Source organism: Streptomyces yerevanensis (genome assembly GCF_000716805.1).
Taxonomy (GTDB): domain Bacteria; phylum Actinomycetota; class Actinomycetes; order Streptomycetales; family Streptomycetaceae; genus Streptomyces; species Streptomyces flaveus.
Map to the genome: position 1 here is coordinate 17,805 of NZ_JNWJ01000029.1, position 14,335 is coordinate 32,139.

The window sequence follows — 14,335 nt, forward strand, 5'->3', positions numbered from 1 at the left end:
CGCAGCGACGGCACCTCCCGAAACGCCCGGGTCAGGAAGCCGGCCCGCACTCCGAACCGCGACCACGGGAGCCCCGTCTTGGCCATGCCCTCCAAATCCTCGACGACCAAGCACATCTTCGTCACCGGGGGTGTCGCCTCCTCCCTCGGCAAGGGCCTGACCGCGTCCAGCCTGGGCGCACTGCTCAAGGCGCGGGGGCTGCGGGTCACGATGCAGAAGCTCGACCCGTATCTGAACGTCGACCCGGGCACCATGAACCCGTTCCAGCACGGTGAGGTGTTCGTCACCAACGACGGCGCCGAGACGGACCTGGACATCGGTCACTACGAGCGTTTCCTGGACGTGGACCTGGACGGCTCCGCCAACATCACCACCGGCCAGGTGTACTCGACGGTGATCGCCAAGGAACGGCGCGGCGAGTACCTCGGCGACACCGTGCAGGTCATCCCGCACATCACCAACGAGATCAAGCACCGTATCCGGCGCATGGCCACGGACGACGTGGACGTCGTGATCACGGAGGTGGGCGGCACGGTCGGCGACATCGAGTCGCTGCCGTTCCTGGAGACCGTCCGTCAGGTCCGTCACGAGGTCGGCCGCGACAATGTGTTCGTCGTCCACATCTCGCTCCTTCCCTACATCGGACCGTCGGGAGAGTTGAAGACGAAGCCGACGCAGCATTCGGTTGCGGCTCTGCGCAACATCGGTATTCAGCCAGATGCGATCGTGCTGCGCGCCGACCGCGATGTGCCGACCGCGATCAAGCGCAAGATCTCGCTGATGTGCGACGTCGACGAGGCGGCCGTGGTCGCCGCCATCGACGCCAAGTCGATCTACGACATCCCCAAGGTCCTGCACACCGAGGGCCTGGACGCCTACGTCGTCCGCAAGCTGGACCTCGCCTTCCGCGACGTGGACTGGACGGTCTGGGACGACCTGCTCGACCGGGTCCACAACCCGCAGCACGAGATCAACCTCGCGCTCGTCGGCAAGTACATCGACCTGCCCGACGCATATCTTTCGGTCACCGAGGCGCTGCGCGCGGGCGGTTTCGCCAACAAGGCGCGCGTGAAGATCAAGTGGGTCACCTCGGACGACTGCAAGACCCCGGCGGGTGCCGCCCAGCAGCTCGCCGACGTCGACGCGATCTGCATCCCTGGCGGCTTCGGCGACCGCGGCGTCTCCGGCAAGGTCGGCGCCATCCAGTACGCCCGCGAGAACAAGATCCCGCTGCTCGGCCTGTGCCTCGGCCTGCAGTGCATCGTGATCGAGGCCGCGCGCAATCTCGCCGACATCGCGGACGCCAACTCCACGGAGTTCGACGCCGCGACCGCCCACCCGGTCATCTCCACCATGGCCGAGCAGCTCGACATCGTCGCCGGCGAGGGCGACATGGGCGGCACGATGCGGCTGGGCATGTACCCGGCCAAGCTCGCCGAGGGCTCGGTCGTACGCGAGGTGTACGGCGGCAAGGAATACGTCGAGGAGCGCCACCGTCACCGCTACGAGGTGAACAACTCCTACCGCACCGAGCTGGAGAAGAAGGCCGGTCTGCTGTTCTCCGGCACGTCCCCGGACGGCAAGCTCGTGGAGTACCTGGAGTACCCGCGCGACATCCACCCTTACCTGGTCGCGACCCAGGCGCACCCCGAGCTGCGCTCGCGCCCGACGCGTCCGCATCCGCTGTTCGCGGGCCTGGTGAAGGCCGCTGTGGAGCGGAAGACGGCCAAGTAACACGAGGTTGTACGGTTGCCGGGGTGCGGGTCCTTTGGGACACGTGCCCCGGTTTCTGTGGACGTGGGAGGACAAGTCGACATGACCATCAAGGACACCGCCGAGGAGTGGCAGGTCAGGGCGACCGAGACTCCGTTCACGGGGAACAAGACCTCTGTGCGCACGGACGACGTGGTCATGCCCGACGGGACGGTCGTCCGCCGCGACTACCAGGTCCACCCCGGTTCGGTTGCGGTCCTCGCCCTCGACGACCTGGGCCGCGTCCTGGTCATCCGCCAGTACCGGCACCCCGTACGCCAGAAGCTGTGGGAGATCCCGGCCGGTCTGCTCGACATCCCCGGCGAGAACCCGCTGCACGCCGCCCAGCGCGAGCTCTACGAAGAGGCCCACGTCAAGGCCGAGGACTGGCGGGTGCTCACCGACGTGTACACGACGCCGGGCGGCTGCGACGAGGCCGTACGGATCTTCCTCGCCCGGGATCTGTCCGAGGCCGAAGGCCAGCGCTTCGAGGTCGAGGACGAAGAGGCCGACATGGAGCTCTCTCGGGTCCCCGTCGAGGAGCTCGTCCGGGGTGTGCTCGCCGGTGAGCTGCACAACAACTGCCTTGTCGTGGGCGTCCTTTCGCTGGTCGCGGCCCAGAACGGCGAGGGTCTCGACGCGCTGCGCCCGGCCGAGGCGCCGTGGCCCGCGCGGCCCTTCGAGGTGTGACCCTCGCCCGGTCGCGAGGCCGGACACGCACCGCCCTCGTACTGGACATACTTGGGTGATGCGGCAGTGCGGCGAGGTGCCGTGCAGGGCGGCGTGGGGGCGTGCCTCACCTCCTCGAGGCCGCTTAGGCTCTGGAAACGCCCCGTCCGGAGTCCCGGCGGGCTTGCGCGTGTGGTGGGACGGGAGTGTGGCCCGTGACGGATCAGGCGGTGGACACCGAGGGCACGAAGGTGTCGGCCGAGGAGCAGCGCCCGGCCGCCGGGGCTTCCTCCACTCCCGGCTTCGCTCGAGCAGGGGGATCTCCATCCACGAAGGGTCGGTTCCTCGGCCGTACAAGAGAGTTGAAGGAACTGAGGGCCGACATCGAGCGTGCGGGCCTGGACACCCTCGCGGGCCGGAAAGCGCCACGCGCGCGCGTGCTGCTCATCGCGGGCAAGCCCGGCTTCGGCCGCACCGCGCTCGCCGAAGAACTCGTGCGGAAGGTCGCGGACGGTTACCCGGACGGCACGCTACGAGCCCGCCTCACCGAACCCGACGGCACGCCCGTACCCACCGAGCGCACCGCCCGCGACCTGCTCGCCGCCCTGGAACTGACCGCCCCGCCCGGAGCCGCCGAGGACGACCTCGTCGAGGCGCTGCGCGAGGCCCTCGCCACCCGCCGGGCACTGCTGCTGCTCGACGACGCGGCGGATGCGGAGCAGGTCGACGCGCTTCTCCCCGACACCCCGGAGTGCCTGGTCGTCGCCGTCTCCGACGGGCCCCTGACCGGGATCTCCGACGTCCGTCCCTGCACCCTCGGCGGCCTGGACACCAAGTCCGCCGTCGAACTCCTGGGCCGGTACACCGGTTCGGTGCGCATCACCGTCGATCCGCGCGCCGCCGAGGGGCTCGTCGAGCTCTGCGCCGCCCAGCCCGCCGCACTCGTGCTCGCCGGCGGCTGGCTGGCCCACCGGCCCAAGGCGGCCCTCGCCGACCTCGCCAAGCAGCTGCGCACCGAGGGTGACGAAGGCCTGGGCCCGGCACTCGACCGCGTCTTCCACCTCGTGTACGCCGAGCTGTCCCCGGCCCGCGCACAGATGCTCCGCCTGCTCTCCCTCGCTCCCGCGGGCCTCGTCGACCCGCACACCGCGTCCGCGCTGGTCGGCTGCTCGGTGGGCGCCGCCGAGTCCGCCCTCGACGACTTCGCCGGGCTCGGCCTCCTGCGGCGCGTCGAGTCACCGCTCGCGCAGTACGAGGTACCCGGCTGTCTGCTGCCGCTGCTGCGCTCGCTCACCGAGAGCGAGGACCGGCCGGCCGAGCTGCAGCTGGCCCGCGCCCGGATGCTGGAGCGGACCGTGCGGCTGCTGGTCTCCTGCCGCGCGATCACCGAGACCGACAGCTCGCCCGCCCGCGAGAAGCTCGCCGGGATGCCCAGCACCCTGCGCTTCAAGAACCCCCGCGCGGCGGCCGACTGGCTGCGCATCCGGCAGCCCGCGCTGCTGGCCTCCGCCCGGCTCGCGGTCGCCGACGGGGAACTGGACACCCTCGCGCGCCGCCTGATGACCGCGCTGGTGCGGGCGATGGCCGCGCACTTCGGTACGCGGGCGATGGCACCCGAGCTGTACGGCATCCACCGGCTCGTCCTCGATGTCGCCGAGCGGCGGAAGCTGCCCCGCGAGAAGGCCGCCGCGCTGCTGAACCTCGCGGACCTGGACGCCCGGACCGGCCGTACCCGTGAGGCGCTCGCCCGCTATCGCGCCGCTCTGGATGCCGGACGGGAGGCGAACGAGCCGTATGCGACCGGCCGCGCGATGGAATCCGTAGGCGGGGCGCATCAGGAGCTGGGGGACTGGGACCGGGCCGCCGACTGGTACGGGCGGGCGCTCGCGCAGCGGCTCGCGCGCGACGAGCGCGTGGACGCGGCCCGGCTGCACGGCCGTATCGCCACCGTGCACACCTTCGCGGGCCGCTACGACGAGGCGCTGCGCAGCTGGCGCTCGGCGGTCACCGGCCATCGCAGGAACGGTGATGTGGCAGGCGTGGCAAGGGCGTTGAGCGAGCTGGCGCGGGTGCAGGAGTACTCCGGCCTGTCCGAGGAGTCGCTGCACACCTGCCAGGAGGCGATCGAGTGGGCGCGCCGCGCCGAGGACGTACGACTGCGGGCCGCTCTGCAGCTCCGGCTCGCCGACACCCTGGACCGGCTCGGCGACCCGGTGGCCGCCCGGCTGCACCGTGGCGCGGCCGAGCGCATGCTGGGAGACGAGCTCCCGGAGGACCTGTCCGCCAGGGAACACGACGCTAACGCCTACGAAATCCGTAGTACATCCGCAGAAGATTGAAGCATTGAAAGGCTAGACACGGGGAATCCCTTCATTAGACTGGCTCCGCCGCATTCTTTCGCGGTGTCTGCCGGTGCGCTCCCGTGCATCCGGATATGTCTGGCATCGTCCGGGCAGGCGTCACCCCACAACCCCCTGAGCCAAGGACCGTGATCGACGTGAAGGTCGGCATCCCCCGCGAGGTCAAGAACAACGAGTTCCGGGTGGCCATCACCCCCGCCGGAGTGCATGAGCTGGTGCGCCACGGCCACCAGGTCGTCATCGAGCAGGGTGCCGGTGTCGGCTCCTCGATCACGGACGACGAGTTCGTCGCCGCCGGTGCTCAGATCCTCGGCACCGCGGACGAGGTGTGGGCCTCCGCCGACCTGCTGCTGAAGGTCAAGGAGCCGATCGCCGAGGAGTACCACCGCCTCCGCAAGGACCAGATCCTCTTCACCTACCTGCACCTGGCCGCGTCCAAGGAGTGCACGGACGCGCTCCTGGAGTCCGGCACCACGGCCATCGCGTACGAAACGGTCGAGCTGCCCAGTCGCGCGCTGCCGCTGCTCGCCCCGATGTCCGAGGTCGCGGGCCGCCTGGCCCCGCAGGTCGGCGCCTACCACCTGATGCGCGCCAACGGCGGTCGCGGGGTGCTGCCCGGCGGTGTTCCGGGCGTGCTGGCCGGGCGTGCCGTCGTCATCGGCGGCGGTGTCTCCGGCTGGAACGCCGCGCAGATCGCCATCGGCATGGGCTTCCACGTGACCCTGCTCGACAAGGACATCAACAAGCTCAAGGAAGCGGACAAGATCTTCGGTACGAAGATCCAGACCGTCGTCTCCAACGCCTTCGAGCTCGAGAAGGCCTGCCTCGAAGCCGATCTCGTCATCGGTGCCGTCCTCATCCCGGGCGCCAAGGCGCCGAAGCTGGTCACCAACGAGCTCGTGTCCCGGATGAAGCCGGGAAGTGTCCTTGTCGACATCGCGATTGATCAAGGCGGTTGCTTCGAGGACTCGCGTCCGACGACGCACGCCGAGCCGACTTTCCCGGTTCACGGTTCGGTCTTCTACTGCGTTGCCAACATGCCCGGCGCGGTGCCCAACACCTCCACGTACGCGCTCACCAACGCCACGCTCCCGTACATCGTGGAGCTCGCGAACCGCGGCTGGGTCGAGGCGCTGCGCCGCGATGCCGCGCTGGCCAAGGGCCTCAACACGCATGAAGGCAAAGTGATTTACCGCGAGGTCGCGGAGGCTCACGGCCTGGAGCACATGGAGCTGGAGACCCTGCTCAGCTGACCCGCGCCGGCCCATCTCTCCACCGACAAAAGGCGATACGTCAACACGAGTCGTCAACGGCGTACACCCGGCCGGACCTTGGGGAACCAGGTCCGGCCGCCTGTGTGTCGAGACCCTTTGCGAGACTCGTTCAACTCGTCTCGAACGTAACCCTTCGACCGTTTCGCACACCCGCGAAACCTGCCGTGCGACGCCCTTACGCCCTTGACAGAGGGGTGTTCCGTTGCCGACACATCGGGCCGGGTCCGGCGGATTGTGTTGCTGCGGACCGGTGACACGCCATAGAGTCGCCAACCGTCGGCATGGTGCCACGCTGACCTATCTAGAAGTTTCCTGGTCACCAAGGAGGTAAGACGACTTGTGAATGAGTCGACATTTACTCCCGGGGGTGGTCAACCAGGAATGCCTGCGCAGGGCCCGAGGCCCACGGGGCTCGAGGCTGTCGGCTCCGTAGCTGTGCGCACCTTCGCAGCCCACCAAAGTCCGCACAGTCCGCATAGGGCACAGACAGTCCACCAGAGCATGGATGGCCATCACGTGAACGCCATGGCCGGCAACGGAAGTGGCGAGAACCGCACCCACTTCGCCGACTACGACGACCTGCCCGAGGGGCACTTCTACGACCCCGACGCCGAGTACGAGCCCGATCCGGAGTACGCGGCCACGCTCGCGCCCGACGCGGCCCGGCAGCGTCGTGAACGCATCGGCCCGACCGGGCGCCCGCTGCCGTACTTCCCGATCCCGGGCCCGCTGACCGATCACGGCCCCGCGAAGATCATCGCGATGTGCAACCAGAAGGGCGGCGTCGGCAAGACGACGTCGACCATCAACCTGGGGGCCGCGCTCGCGGAGTACGGCCGACGGGTCCTGCTGGTCGACTTCGACCCGCAGGGCGCGCTCTCGGTCGGCCTCGGTGTCAACCCGATGGAACTCGATCTCACCGTCTACAACCTGCTCATGGAGCGGGGCATGGCGGCCGACGAGGTCCTCCTGAAGACCGCGGTCCCGAACATGGACCTGCTGCCCAGCAACATCGACCTGTCGGCCGCCGAGGTCCAGCTGGTGAGCGAGGTCGCGCGCGAGTCCACGCTGCAGCGCGCCCTGAAGCCGCTCATGGCCGACTACGACTACATCGTCATCGACTGCCAGCCCTCGCTCGGCCTGCTCACCGTGAACGCCCTCACGGCCGCCCACAAGGTGATCGTCCCGCTGGAGTGCGAGTTCTTCGCGTTGCGTGGTGTCGCGCTGCTCACCGAGACCATCGAGAAGGTCCAGGAGCGGCTCAACCCCGAGCTGGAGCTCGACGGCATCCTCGCCACGATGTACGACTCGCGCACGGTGCACAGCCGCGAGGTACTCGCCCGTGTCGTCGAAGCCTTCGACGATCACGTCTACCACACGGTCATCGGGCGCACGGTCCGCTTCCCGGAGACCACGGTCGCCGGTGAACCGATCACCACGTACGCCTCCAACTCCGTCGGTGCCGCCGCCTATCGTCAGCTCGCCAGGGAGGTGCTCGCCCGGTGTCACGCCGAGTGAGTCTGCCGGGGGCCGACGAACTGTTCCGTACGACAGGGGGAATGGCGCTCCAGTCGTCCAGCCCCAGGCGCCAGGCCAACGGCCAGTCCAACGGTGAGGCCCGGGTGCCGGCTCCTGCGGGCGAGGGCGATACGGCTGCCTCCGGGGCGGGGTCCGGGTCCGCGGAGGACGCGCCGCAGGCTGTGCCCGCACAGGGCGGGGACGGTGACGGGGCCGAGCATGTGGCCGCGGACTCCGAGTCCGCCGATGCCGGGGAGTCCCGCACCCGTGCCACAGGCGCCGAGCGCTCCGGGCGACGGCAGGGGCCGCAGGAAGGTTCTGCCGCCGCCGCTCAGACGCGCAAGCGCGGGCGGGCCGCCGCGCGGCGGCCCAGTGGGCGGGAGCGACACGACGAGAAGATCACCGTGTACGTGTCCGCCGAGGAGCTCATGGACCTCGAGCACGCTCGGCTGGTGCTCCGCGGGGAGCACGGGCTCGCGGTGGATCGCGGGCGGATCGTGCGTGAGGCTGTCGCCGTGGTGCTCGCGGACCTTGAGTCGCGGGGGGACGCCAGCATTCTTGTCCGTCGGCTCCGTGGGCGGTAAGCGGTAGCCTGCGACGGCTATGACCTCGTACGACGGTTCCGTCCCCGCATCCGGCTCCGCCGGTCGTCGGCGCGCGCTGGGGCGGGGGCCGGGGGCTTCGCCGGTGCCTGAGCCTCCGGCTGAGGTTCAGGCGTCCGCGCCTGCGGAGGCGGTCGAGCCGCCCGCGCCTCCGGCGGAGCCCGGTTCGCCTTCGGCGGAGAGTGAGTCGCCGACCGAGGCTGACGCCTCGACCGCGGAAGTTGCGGCGCCCCCTTCTCCGGCGGAGGTCGAGGCGCCCGCGCCTCCGGAGGCGGATGAGCCGCCTTCGGCGGAGAGCGAGTCGCTGGTCGAGGACGTTTCTTCGACTGCGGACCGTGGGGCGTTGGGCCCACCCTCCCCCACTCTCGGCTTCGCTCGAGCGGGGGGACCCCCGTCGCCCTACGGAACGCCTGCCCACAACGCCGACGGGGACGACGGCGTACCGCCCGCTGCCGAGCCCGAGGCTCCCCCCGAACCCGGTGACGGCACCTTCAAAGTTCGGCTTGCGAACTTTGAAGGGCCCTTTGATCTGCTGCTTCAGCTGATTTCCAAGCACAAGCTGGATGTGACCGAGGTGGCGCTTTCCAAGGTCACCGATGAGTTCATGGCGCATATCCGGGGGATGGGGCCGGACTGGGATCTTGATGAGACGACCGAGTTTCTCGTCGTCGCCGCCACCCTGCTCGATCTCAAGGCCGCTCGGCTGCTGCCGTCCGCCGAGGTGGAGGACGAGGGGGATCTGGCTCTGCTGGAGGCGCGGGATCTGCTGTTCGCGAGGCTCTTGCAGTACCGCGCGTACAAACAGATCGCCGAGATCTTCAGCCGGCGACTCGAGGAAGAGGCCCGCCGGTATCCCCGCACCGTCGGACTGGAGCCGCATCACGCCGAGTTGTTGCCCGAGGTCGTCATCAGCATCGGGGCGGAGGGGTTCGCGAAGCTCGCCGTGAAGGCGATGCAGCCCAAGCCCAAGCCGCAGGTGTACGTCGACCACATCCACGCCCCGCTGGTGAGTGTGCAGGAGCAGGCCGGGATCGTTGTGGCGCGGCTGAGAGAGCTCGGTGAGGCCACCTTCCAGGCACTCGTCGAGGACACGGACGACACGCTGACCGTCGTGGCCCGGTTCCTCGCCCTGCTGGAGCTCTACCGGGAGAAGGCCGTCGCGCTCGATCAGGAGGAGGCGCTGGGGGAGTTGCTGGTGCGCTGGACGGGTGGGGACAGCGAGGAGGAGCCGAGGGTGACGGACGAGTTCGACAGGCCCCCGGAGCCGGCCCAGGACGAAGCCAAGGAGGAGAAGGCGTGACCGAGAACACCACCGAGGCCCCGGCAGGGCTGCGTACCGTCGCGGATCTCGACCTCAGGCCCGCCCTGGAGGCCGTACTCATGGTTGTGGACGAACCCGCGACCGTGGAGCACCTCGCGAAGATCCTGGAGCGGCCCCGGCGGCAGATCGCGGACGCGCTGCGCGCGCTGGCCGACGAGTACACCGTGCAGGGCCGTGGCTTCGAGCTGCGGCTTGTCGCGGGCGGCTGGCGGTTCTACAGCCGGCCCGAGTACGCGGCGGCCGTCGAACGGTTCGTACTGGACGGGCAGCAGGCGCGGCTCACGCAGGCCGCACTGGAGACGCTGGCGGTCGTGGCGTACCGGCAGCCGGTCAGCCGTTCCCGTGTCTCGGCCGTACGAGGAGTGAACTGCGACGGTGTGATGCGCACCCTCCTGCAGCGCGGTCTGGTCGAAGAGGCGGGCGCGGAACCCGAAACAGGTGCGATCCTGTACAGGACGACGAACTACTTCCTGGAGCGGATGGGCCTGCGCGGCCTGGACGAGCTTCCGGAGCTCGCGCCCTTCCTCCCCGAGGCGGAGGCGATCGAGGCCGAGACGCAGGAAGGCGTACCGTCGTTCGATCCGGATGCACCGGACCCCGATGACGACACGACGACGGAACTTTGATGCGAAGCAGCGGCAGCGGCAAGAGCGGCGGGCGCGGTAACTACCGCGGCGCCGGCAACAGCAGGGACCAGAAGCAGGGGCAGGAGCAGGGCCGCCCCCGCAAGCCCCGCCCCGAGGAGCGCCGCTACGACGTGGGCCCTGACGCCACCAAGGAAGGCCCCAAGTCCGGGCGTGGCAGCTCCGCGCGCGGCGGGGCCAAGGGCGCTCCGAAGAAGGGCCAGCAGGGCGGCGGGCGCGGCCGTACGGCCCCCGGGCGCTCTCGCGAGTTCGAGACGCGGACCGAGGAGCGCAATCGCGACCGGTACGCGGAGAAGAAGGACGTCAAGTCCCCGAAGACCTTCCCGGGCGCCGAGCAGGAGGGAGAGCGGCTGCAGAAGGTGCTCGCGCGCGCGGGATACGGTTCGCGGCGCGCCTGTGAGGAACTGGTCGATCAGGCCCGCGTCGAGGTCAACGGCGAGATCGTCCTCGAACAGGGGCTGCGCGTCGACCCGGAGAAGGACGAGATCAAGGTCGACGGGCTGACGGTCGCCACACAGGCGTACCAGTTCTTCGCGCTGAACAAGCCCGCCGGTGTCGTCTCGACGATGGAGGACCCGGAGGGGCGCCAGTGCCTCGGGGACTACGTCACCAACCGTGAGACCCGGCTCTTCCACGTCGGACGGCTCGACACCGAGACCGAGGGCATCATCCTGCTCACCAACCACGGCGAACTGTCCAACCGGCTGACCCACCCCAAATACGGCGTCAAGAAGACCTATCTCGCGCACATCGTGGGCCCGATCCCGCGCGACCTGGGCAAGCAGCTCAAGGACGGCATCCAGCTGGAGGACGGGTACGCGCGCGCGGACCACTTCCGCGTCGTCCAGCAGACCGGCAAGAACTACCTCGTAGAGGTCACTCTCCACGAGGGCCGCAAGCACATCGTGCGGCGCATGCTCGCCGAGGCCGGCTTCCCGGTCGACAAGCTGGTGCGCGTCGCCTTCGGGCCGATCACGCTCGGCGACCAGAAGTCGGGCTGGCTGCGCCGGCTGTCCAACACGGAGGTCGGGATGCTGATGCAGGAGGTCGACCTCTAGGTCGCCGTACTCGCCACGCTCGACCGACGGCCGGTTCCGGAATTCGTCCGGGGCCGGCCGATGCGTTTTCGCCGCTCCTCCGGTCTGTACCCGTGAGGGAAGGGAGCGGCCATGGCTGTGACGACGGATCGCGACGAGTTCGTACGGCTTACGGGGATGTACCGGCGCGAGCTGCTGGCGCACTGCTACCGGATGCTCGGGTCGGTCGACGACGCCGAGGACCTGGTGCAGGAGACGTATCTGCGGGCCTGGCGGTCGTACGACGGATACGAGGGCCGCGCCTCCTTGCGGACCTGGCTCTACCGGATCGCCACCAATACGTGTCTGACGGCGCTGGAGGGACGCGAACGGCGTCCGCTGCCCACGGGGCTCGGCGGGCCGTCAGACGCGCCTGAGGAGCCGCCGAGGACCCCTCCGACGGACATCCCGTGGCTCCAGCCGGTACCCGACACGCTCGTCGACCCCGCGACCGTCGTCGCGGCGCGCGGGAGCCTGCGACTCGCGCTTGTCGCGGCGCTGCAGAATCTGCCCGCGCGGCAGCGGACCGTGCTCATCCTCAGGGACGTGCTGGCCTGGCGGGCGCAGGAGGTGGCCGCCCTGCTCGGGACCACCACGGCGGCAGTGAAAAGCAGCCTCCAACGCGCGCGTGCCCGGCTCGACGAAGTGGCGCCGGACGAGGACCTGCTGGCGGAGCCGGACAGTACGGGCGACCGCGACCTGCTCGACCGATATGTGGCCGCCTTCGAGCACGCCGACATGGACGCGCTGCTCGGGCTGCTCCAGGAAGGCGTCGAGCTGGAGATGCCGCCCTACCTGGAGTGGTTCAGCGGGAGGAAGGACGTCATGCGGTTCCTGGAGGCGCTCGAGCACGAGAAGGGAGATCTGCGGATGATCCCCACGCGGGCGAACGGGCAGCCGGCCGTGGTGGCGTACATACGCGGTGCCGATGGGGTGCACCGGGCGCACTCGGTGCAGGTGCTCACCCTCGAGGGATCTGTCGAGGACCGGGAGGTCGCGCGGATCACCGTCTTCCTGGATCCGGAGCTGGCCGGGCGCTTCGGGATGCCGGAGGTGCTGTCATGAACTCCGGGGAGCTGCTCGAGCGTTCGCTCGCGTACGCGCTGGGGAGCGTCGCCGCCGTGCCACCCGGGAGTCTGCGTCGGGCCACGCCGTGTGCGCGGTGGGACCTGGGGGAGTTGCTCGGCCATCTCGACGACGCGCTCGACGCACTGCACGAGGGGCTGACGGGCGGGCGGATCGGTCTCTTTCCGGCGGCGGAGGGCCGCGCGGATCCCGCGTGCGACTTCCGGCGGCGTGCCTGTGCGTTGCTCGGCGCCTGGGTGGCCCTGCCCGGGGAGGGGCGCTCCGTGACCGTGGGGGACCGGCCGCTGGACGTCCGTGTGATGGCCGCCACCGGCGCTGTCGAGATCGCTGTCCACGGCTGGGACGTGGCGCAGGCCTGCGGGCGTCCGCGGCCGATTCCGTCCGGGCTCGCGGCCGAACTGCTGTCCGTCGCGCAGTGCGTGGTCGGGGACGAGGACCGGGGAGTGCGCTTCGCCGAGCCGGTCGGCGTGCTGCCCCGGGCGGCTGCCTCAGATCGGCTCGTCGCGTTCCTCGGGCGCGATTCCTTTTCGGGGCGGGGATGGTCTGCCTTCCGTGAGTGACTCTCACGGAAGGGCTTATCCCTCATGGCTGACATCGACATCGCAGAAACGTTGTTCGCCCCCGCCCGCAAGGCACCGCCATCCACCGCGCCCCCGCGGCGCGTCTGGACGGTGGTCCTTGCCGGGCTGGGGGCGCTCCTGTGTGCGCTGGACGTGGTGGTCGTCGCCACCGCGCTGCCCGCGCTGCAGGCCGACTTCGGGGCGAGCCTGTCCCAGCTGGAGTGGACGATCAATGCGTACAACCTCGTCTTCGCCTGCCTGACCCTCACCGGTGCGGCGCTCGGCGACCGGTTCGGGCGGCGGCGGATGTACGTCGTCGGGCTCGCCGTCTTCACGCTGGCCTCCGCGTGGGCCGCGCTCGCCGGTGGCGCCGGTGAACTCATCGCCGCACGTGCCGTCCAGGGCGCCGGAGCGGCTGTACTCCTGCCTCTCACGCTGACCTTGATCAGCGAGGCGTTCCCGGCCGAGAAGCGGGGCGTGGCGATCGGTCTGTGGGGTGGGGTGAGCGGACTCGGGGTGGCCGCCGGGCCGGTGCTTGGCGGGGCTGTCACGGATGGTCTGTCCTGGCAGTGGATCTTCTGGTTGAACGTGCCCCTGGGGCTGGTGATGCTTCCGCTCGCCGCGATGAAGCTGCGCGAGAGCTACGGTCCGCGGCCCCAACTCGACATCGTGGGGCTGGTGTTGGCGGCCGTGGGCCTGACCGGGCTCGCCTGGGCGCCGGTGCGGGCGCCGGAGGCCGGCTGGGGGAGTGCCGAGGTGCTGGTCGCCCTGGCCGTCGGGGTCGTGTTCGTGGCGGCCTTCCTCGGCTGGGAGCGGTCGGGGGCGAAGTACCCGATGCTGCCGCTCGCGCACTTCCGGCGGCGCGGCTTCTCCACCGCCAACGGCGCGGTCTTCCTGATGTTCATGTCGCTGCTCGGCGCGCTGTTCATGATCTCGCAGCTCTTCCAGGTCGGCCTGGGCAACTCCCCGTTGGAGGCGGGCCTGCGGATTCTGGTGTGGACCGGTACGCCGCTGCTCGTCGCGCCGGTCGCGGGTGCGCTCTCGGACCGGTTCGGGAACCGGCCCTTCATGCTGACGGGCCTTGTTCTCCAGGCGGTGGGGCTCGGGCTGATGGCCTGGCAGGTGGAGCCCGGGGTCGGCTACGACCGCCTGGTCGTGCCGCTGATCATTGCCGGAGTCGGCATCTCCATGGTCTTCCCCACTGTCGCGAACGCCGTGAGCTCGTCGGTGCCGCCCGCTGAGGTGGGTGTCGCGTCGGGCGTCAACAACGCGCTGCGCGAGCTGGGCGGGGTCTTCGGAGTCGCCGTCGCCGCGGCCGTGTTCGTCCGGTACGGGGGCTACGACTCGGCGGAGAGCTTCATCGACGGATGCGCCCCCGCGCTGTGGGTCTCGGCGGCGGTCTCGGCCGCCGGGGCGGTGGTGGCGTCGTTCGCGCCGTCCAAGCACGGGAGTTGACGTCCAAGGACGGGAGTT

At 70.1% G+C, this 14,335-nt stretch carries 12 protein-coding genes; all 12 read left to right on the forward strand.

The window, feature by feature from the left end:
* Positions 1-84 precede the first annotated feature (84 nt).
* The 12 genes from OP79_RS27950 (at position 85) to OP79_RS28005 (ending at position 14,317) form a co-directional block, all read left to right on the forward strand.
* Positions 85-1,734 carry a CTP synthase gene (locus OP79_RS27950; protein WP_033324003.1) on the forward strand — a complete coding sequence of 550 codons (1,650 nt, stop codon included), beginning with the start codon at positions 85-87 and terminating at the stop codon, positions 1,732-1,734.
* A gap of 81 nt (positions 1,735-1,815) precedes the next feature.
* Entirely contained in the window at positions 1,816-2,442 is a 627-nt protein-coding gene (locus OP79_RS27955) for an NUDIX domain-containing protein (protein ID WP_033324005.1), read from the forward strand.
* 194 nt (positions 2,443-2,636) lie between these two features.
* On the forward strand, positions 2,637-4,760 hold the full coding sequence (locus tag OP79_RS27960; RefSeq protein WP_033324007.1) for a tetratricopeptide repeat protein: 2,124 nt from the start codon (positions 2,637-2,639) through the stop codon (positions 4,758-4,760).
* Between the two features lie 149 nt (positions 4,761-4,909).
* Positions 4,910-6,034: an alanine dehydrogenase gene (gene ald, locus OP79_RS27965; protein ID WP_033324008.1), complete on the forward strand. Its 1,125-nt coding sequence runs from the start codon at positions 4,910-4,912 to the stop codon at positions 6,032-6,034.
* Positions 6,035-6,436: 402 nt separating this feature from the next.
* Complete coding sequence (locus OP79_RS27970) at positions 6,437-7,573, forward strand: ParA family protein (protein ID WP_078492046.1); 1,137 nt, start codon at positions 6,437-6,439, stop codon at positions 7,571-7,573.
* The gene (locus tag OP79_RS27975; RefSeq protein ID WP_033324010.1) at positions 7,558-8,157 is read left to right on the forward strand and encodes a hypothetical protein; all 600 of its coding nucleotides are present in this window, start codon (positions 7,558-7,560) and stop codon (positions 8,155-8,157) included. Before OP79_RS27970 ends, OP79_RS27975 begins: the two co-directional genes overlap by 16 nt.
* Positions 8,158-8,176: 19 nt before the next feature.
* On the forward strand, positions 8,177-9,475 hold the full coding sequence (locus OP79_RS52190) for a segregation/condensation protein A (protein WP_078492047.1): 1,299 nt from the start codon (positions 8,177-8,179) through the stop codon (positions 9,473-9,475).
* Positions 9,472-10,122 carry an SMC-Scp complex subunit ScpB gene (scpB, locus tag OP79_RS27985; RefSeq protein ID WP_033324012.1) on the forward strand — a complete coding sequence of 217 codons (651 nt, stop codon included), beginning with the start codon at positions 9,472-9,474 and terminating at the stop codon, positions 10,120-10,122. Before OP79_RS52190 ends, scpB begins: the two co-directional genes overlap by 4 nt.
* Positions 10,122-11,198 (forward strand): pseudouridine synthase, encoded by a 1,077-nt coding sequence (locus OP79_RS27990; protein WP_033324013.1) that lies wholly within the window; start codon positions 10,122-10,124, stop codon positions 11,196-11,198. Before scpB ends, OP79_RS27990 begins: the two co-directional genes overlap by 1 nt.
* Before the next feature lie 111 nt (positions 11,199-11,309).
* Entirely contained in the window at positions 11,310-12,281 is a 972-nt protein-coding gene (locus tag OP79_RS27995; RefSeq protein WP_033324014.1) for a sigma-70 family RNA polymerase sigma factor, read from the forward strand.
* Positions 12,278-12,862, forward strand: a complete 585-nt coding sequence (locus tag OP79_RS28000) for a TIGR03086 family metal-binding protein (RefSeq protein ID WP_033324016.1) — start codon at positions 12,278-12,280, stop codon at positions 12,860-12,862. The genes OP79_RS27995 and OP79_RS28000 overlap by 4 nt, the downstream gene beginning before the upstream one ends.
* A 24-nt stretch (positions 12,863-12,886) precedes the next feature.
* The gene (locus OP79_RS28005) at positions 12,887-14,317 is read left to right on the forward strand and encodes an MFS transporter (RefSeq protein ID WP_106972492.1); all 1,431 of its coding nucleotides are present in this window, start codon (positions 12,887-12,889) and stop codon (positions 14,315-14,317) included.
* Positions 14,318-14,335 lie beyond the last annotated feature (18 nt).

Bases quoted from the DNA above. Each gene is read 5' to 3' on its own strand.
- OP79_RS27970 (WP_078492046.1), top strand. From the start codon at position 6,437: ATGCCTGCGCAGGGCCCGAGGCCCACGGGGCTCGAGGCTGTCGGCTCC.
- OP79_RS27955 (WP_033324005.1), top strand. From the start codon at position 1,816: ATGACCATCAAGGACACCGCCGAGGAGTGGCAGGTCAGGGCGACCGAG.
- OP79_RS28000 (WP_033324016.1), top strand. From the start codon at position 12,278: ATGAACTCCGGGGAGCTGCTCGAGCGTTCGCTCGCGTACGCGCTGGGG.
- OP79_RS28005 (WP_106972492.1), top strand. From the start codon at position 12,887: ATGGCTGACATCGACATCGCAGAAACGTTGTTCGCCCCCGCCCGCAAG.
- OP79_RS27990 (WP_033324013.1), top strand. From the start codon at position 10,122: ATGCGAAGCAGCGGCAGCGGCAAGAGCGGCGGGCGCGGTAACTACCGC.
- OP79_RS27950 (WP_033324003.1), top strand. From the start codon at position 85: ATGCCCTCCAAATCCTCGACGACCAAGCACATCTTCGTCACCGGGGGT.
- OP79_RS27995 (WP_033324014.1), top strand. From the start codon at position 11,310: ATGGCTGTGACGACGGATCGCGACGAGTTCGTACGGCTTACGGGGATG.
- OP79_RS52190 (WP_078492047.1), top strand. From the start codon at position 8,177: ATGACCTCGTACGACGGTTCCGTCCCCGCATCCGGCTCCGCCGGTCGT.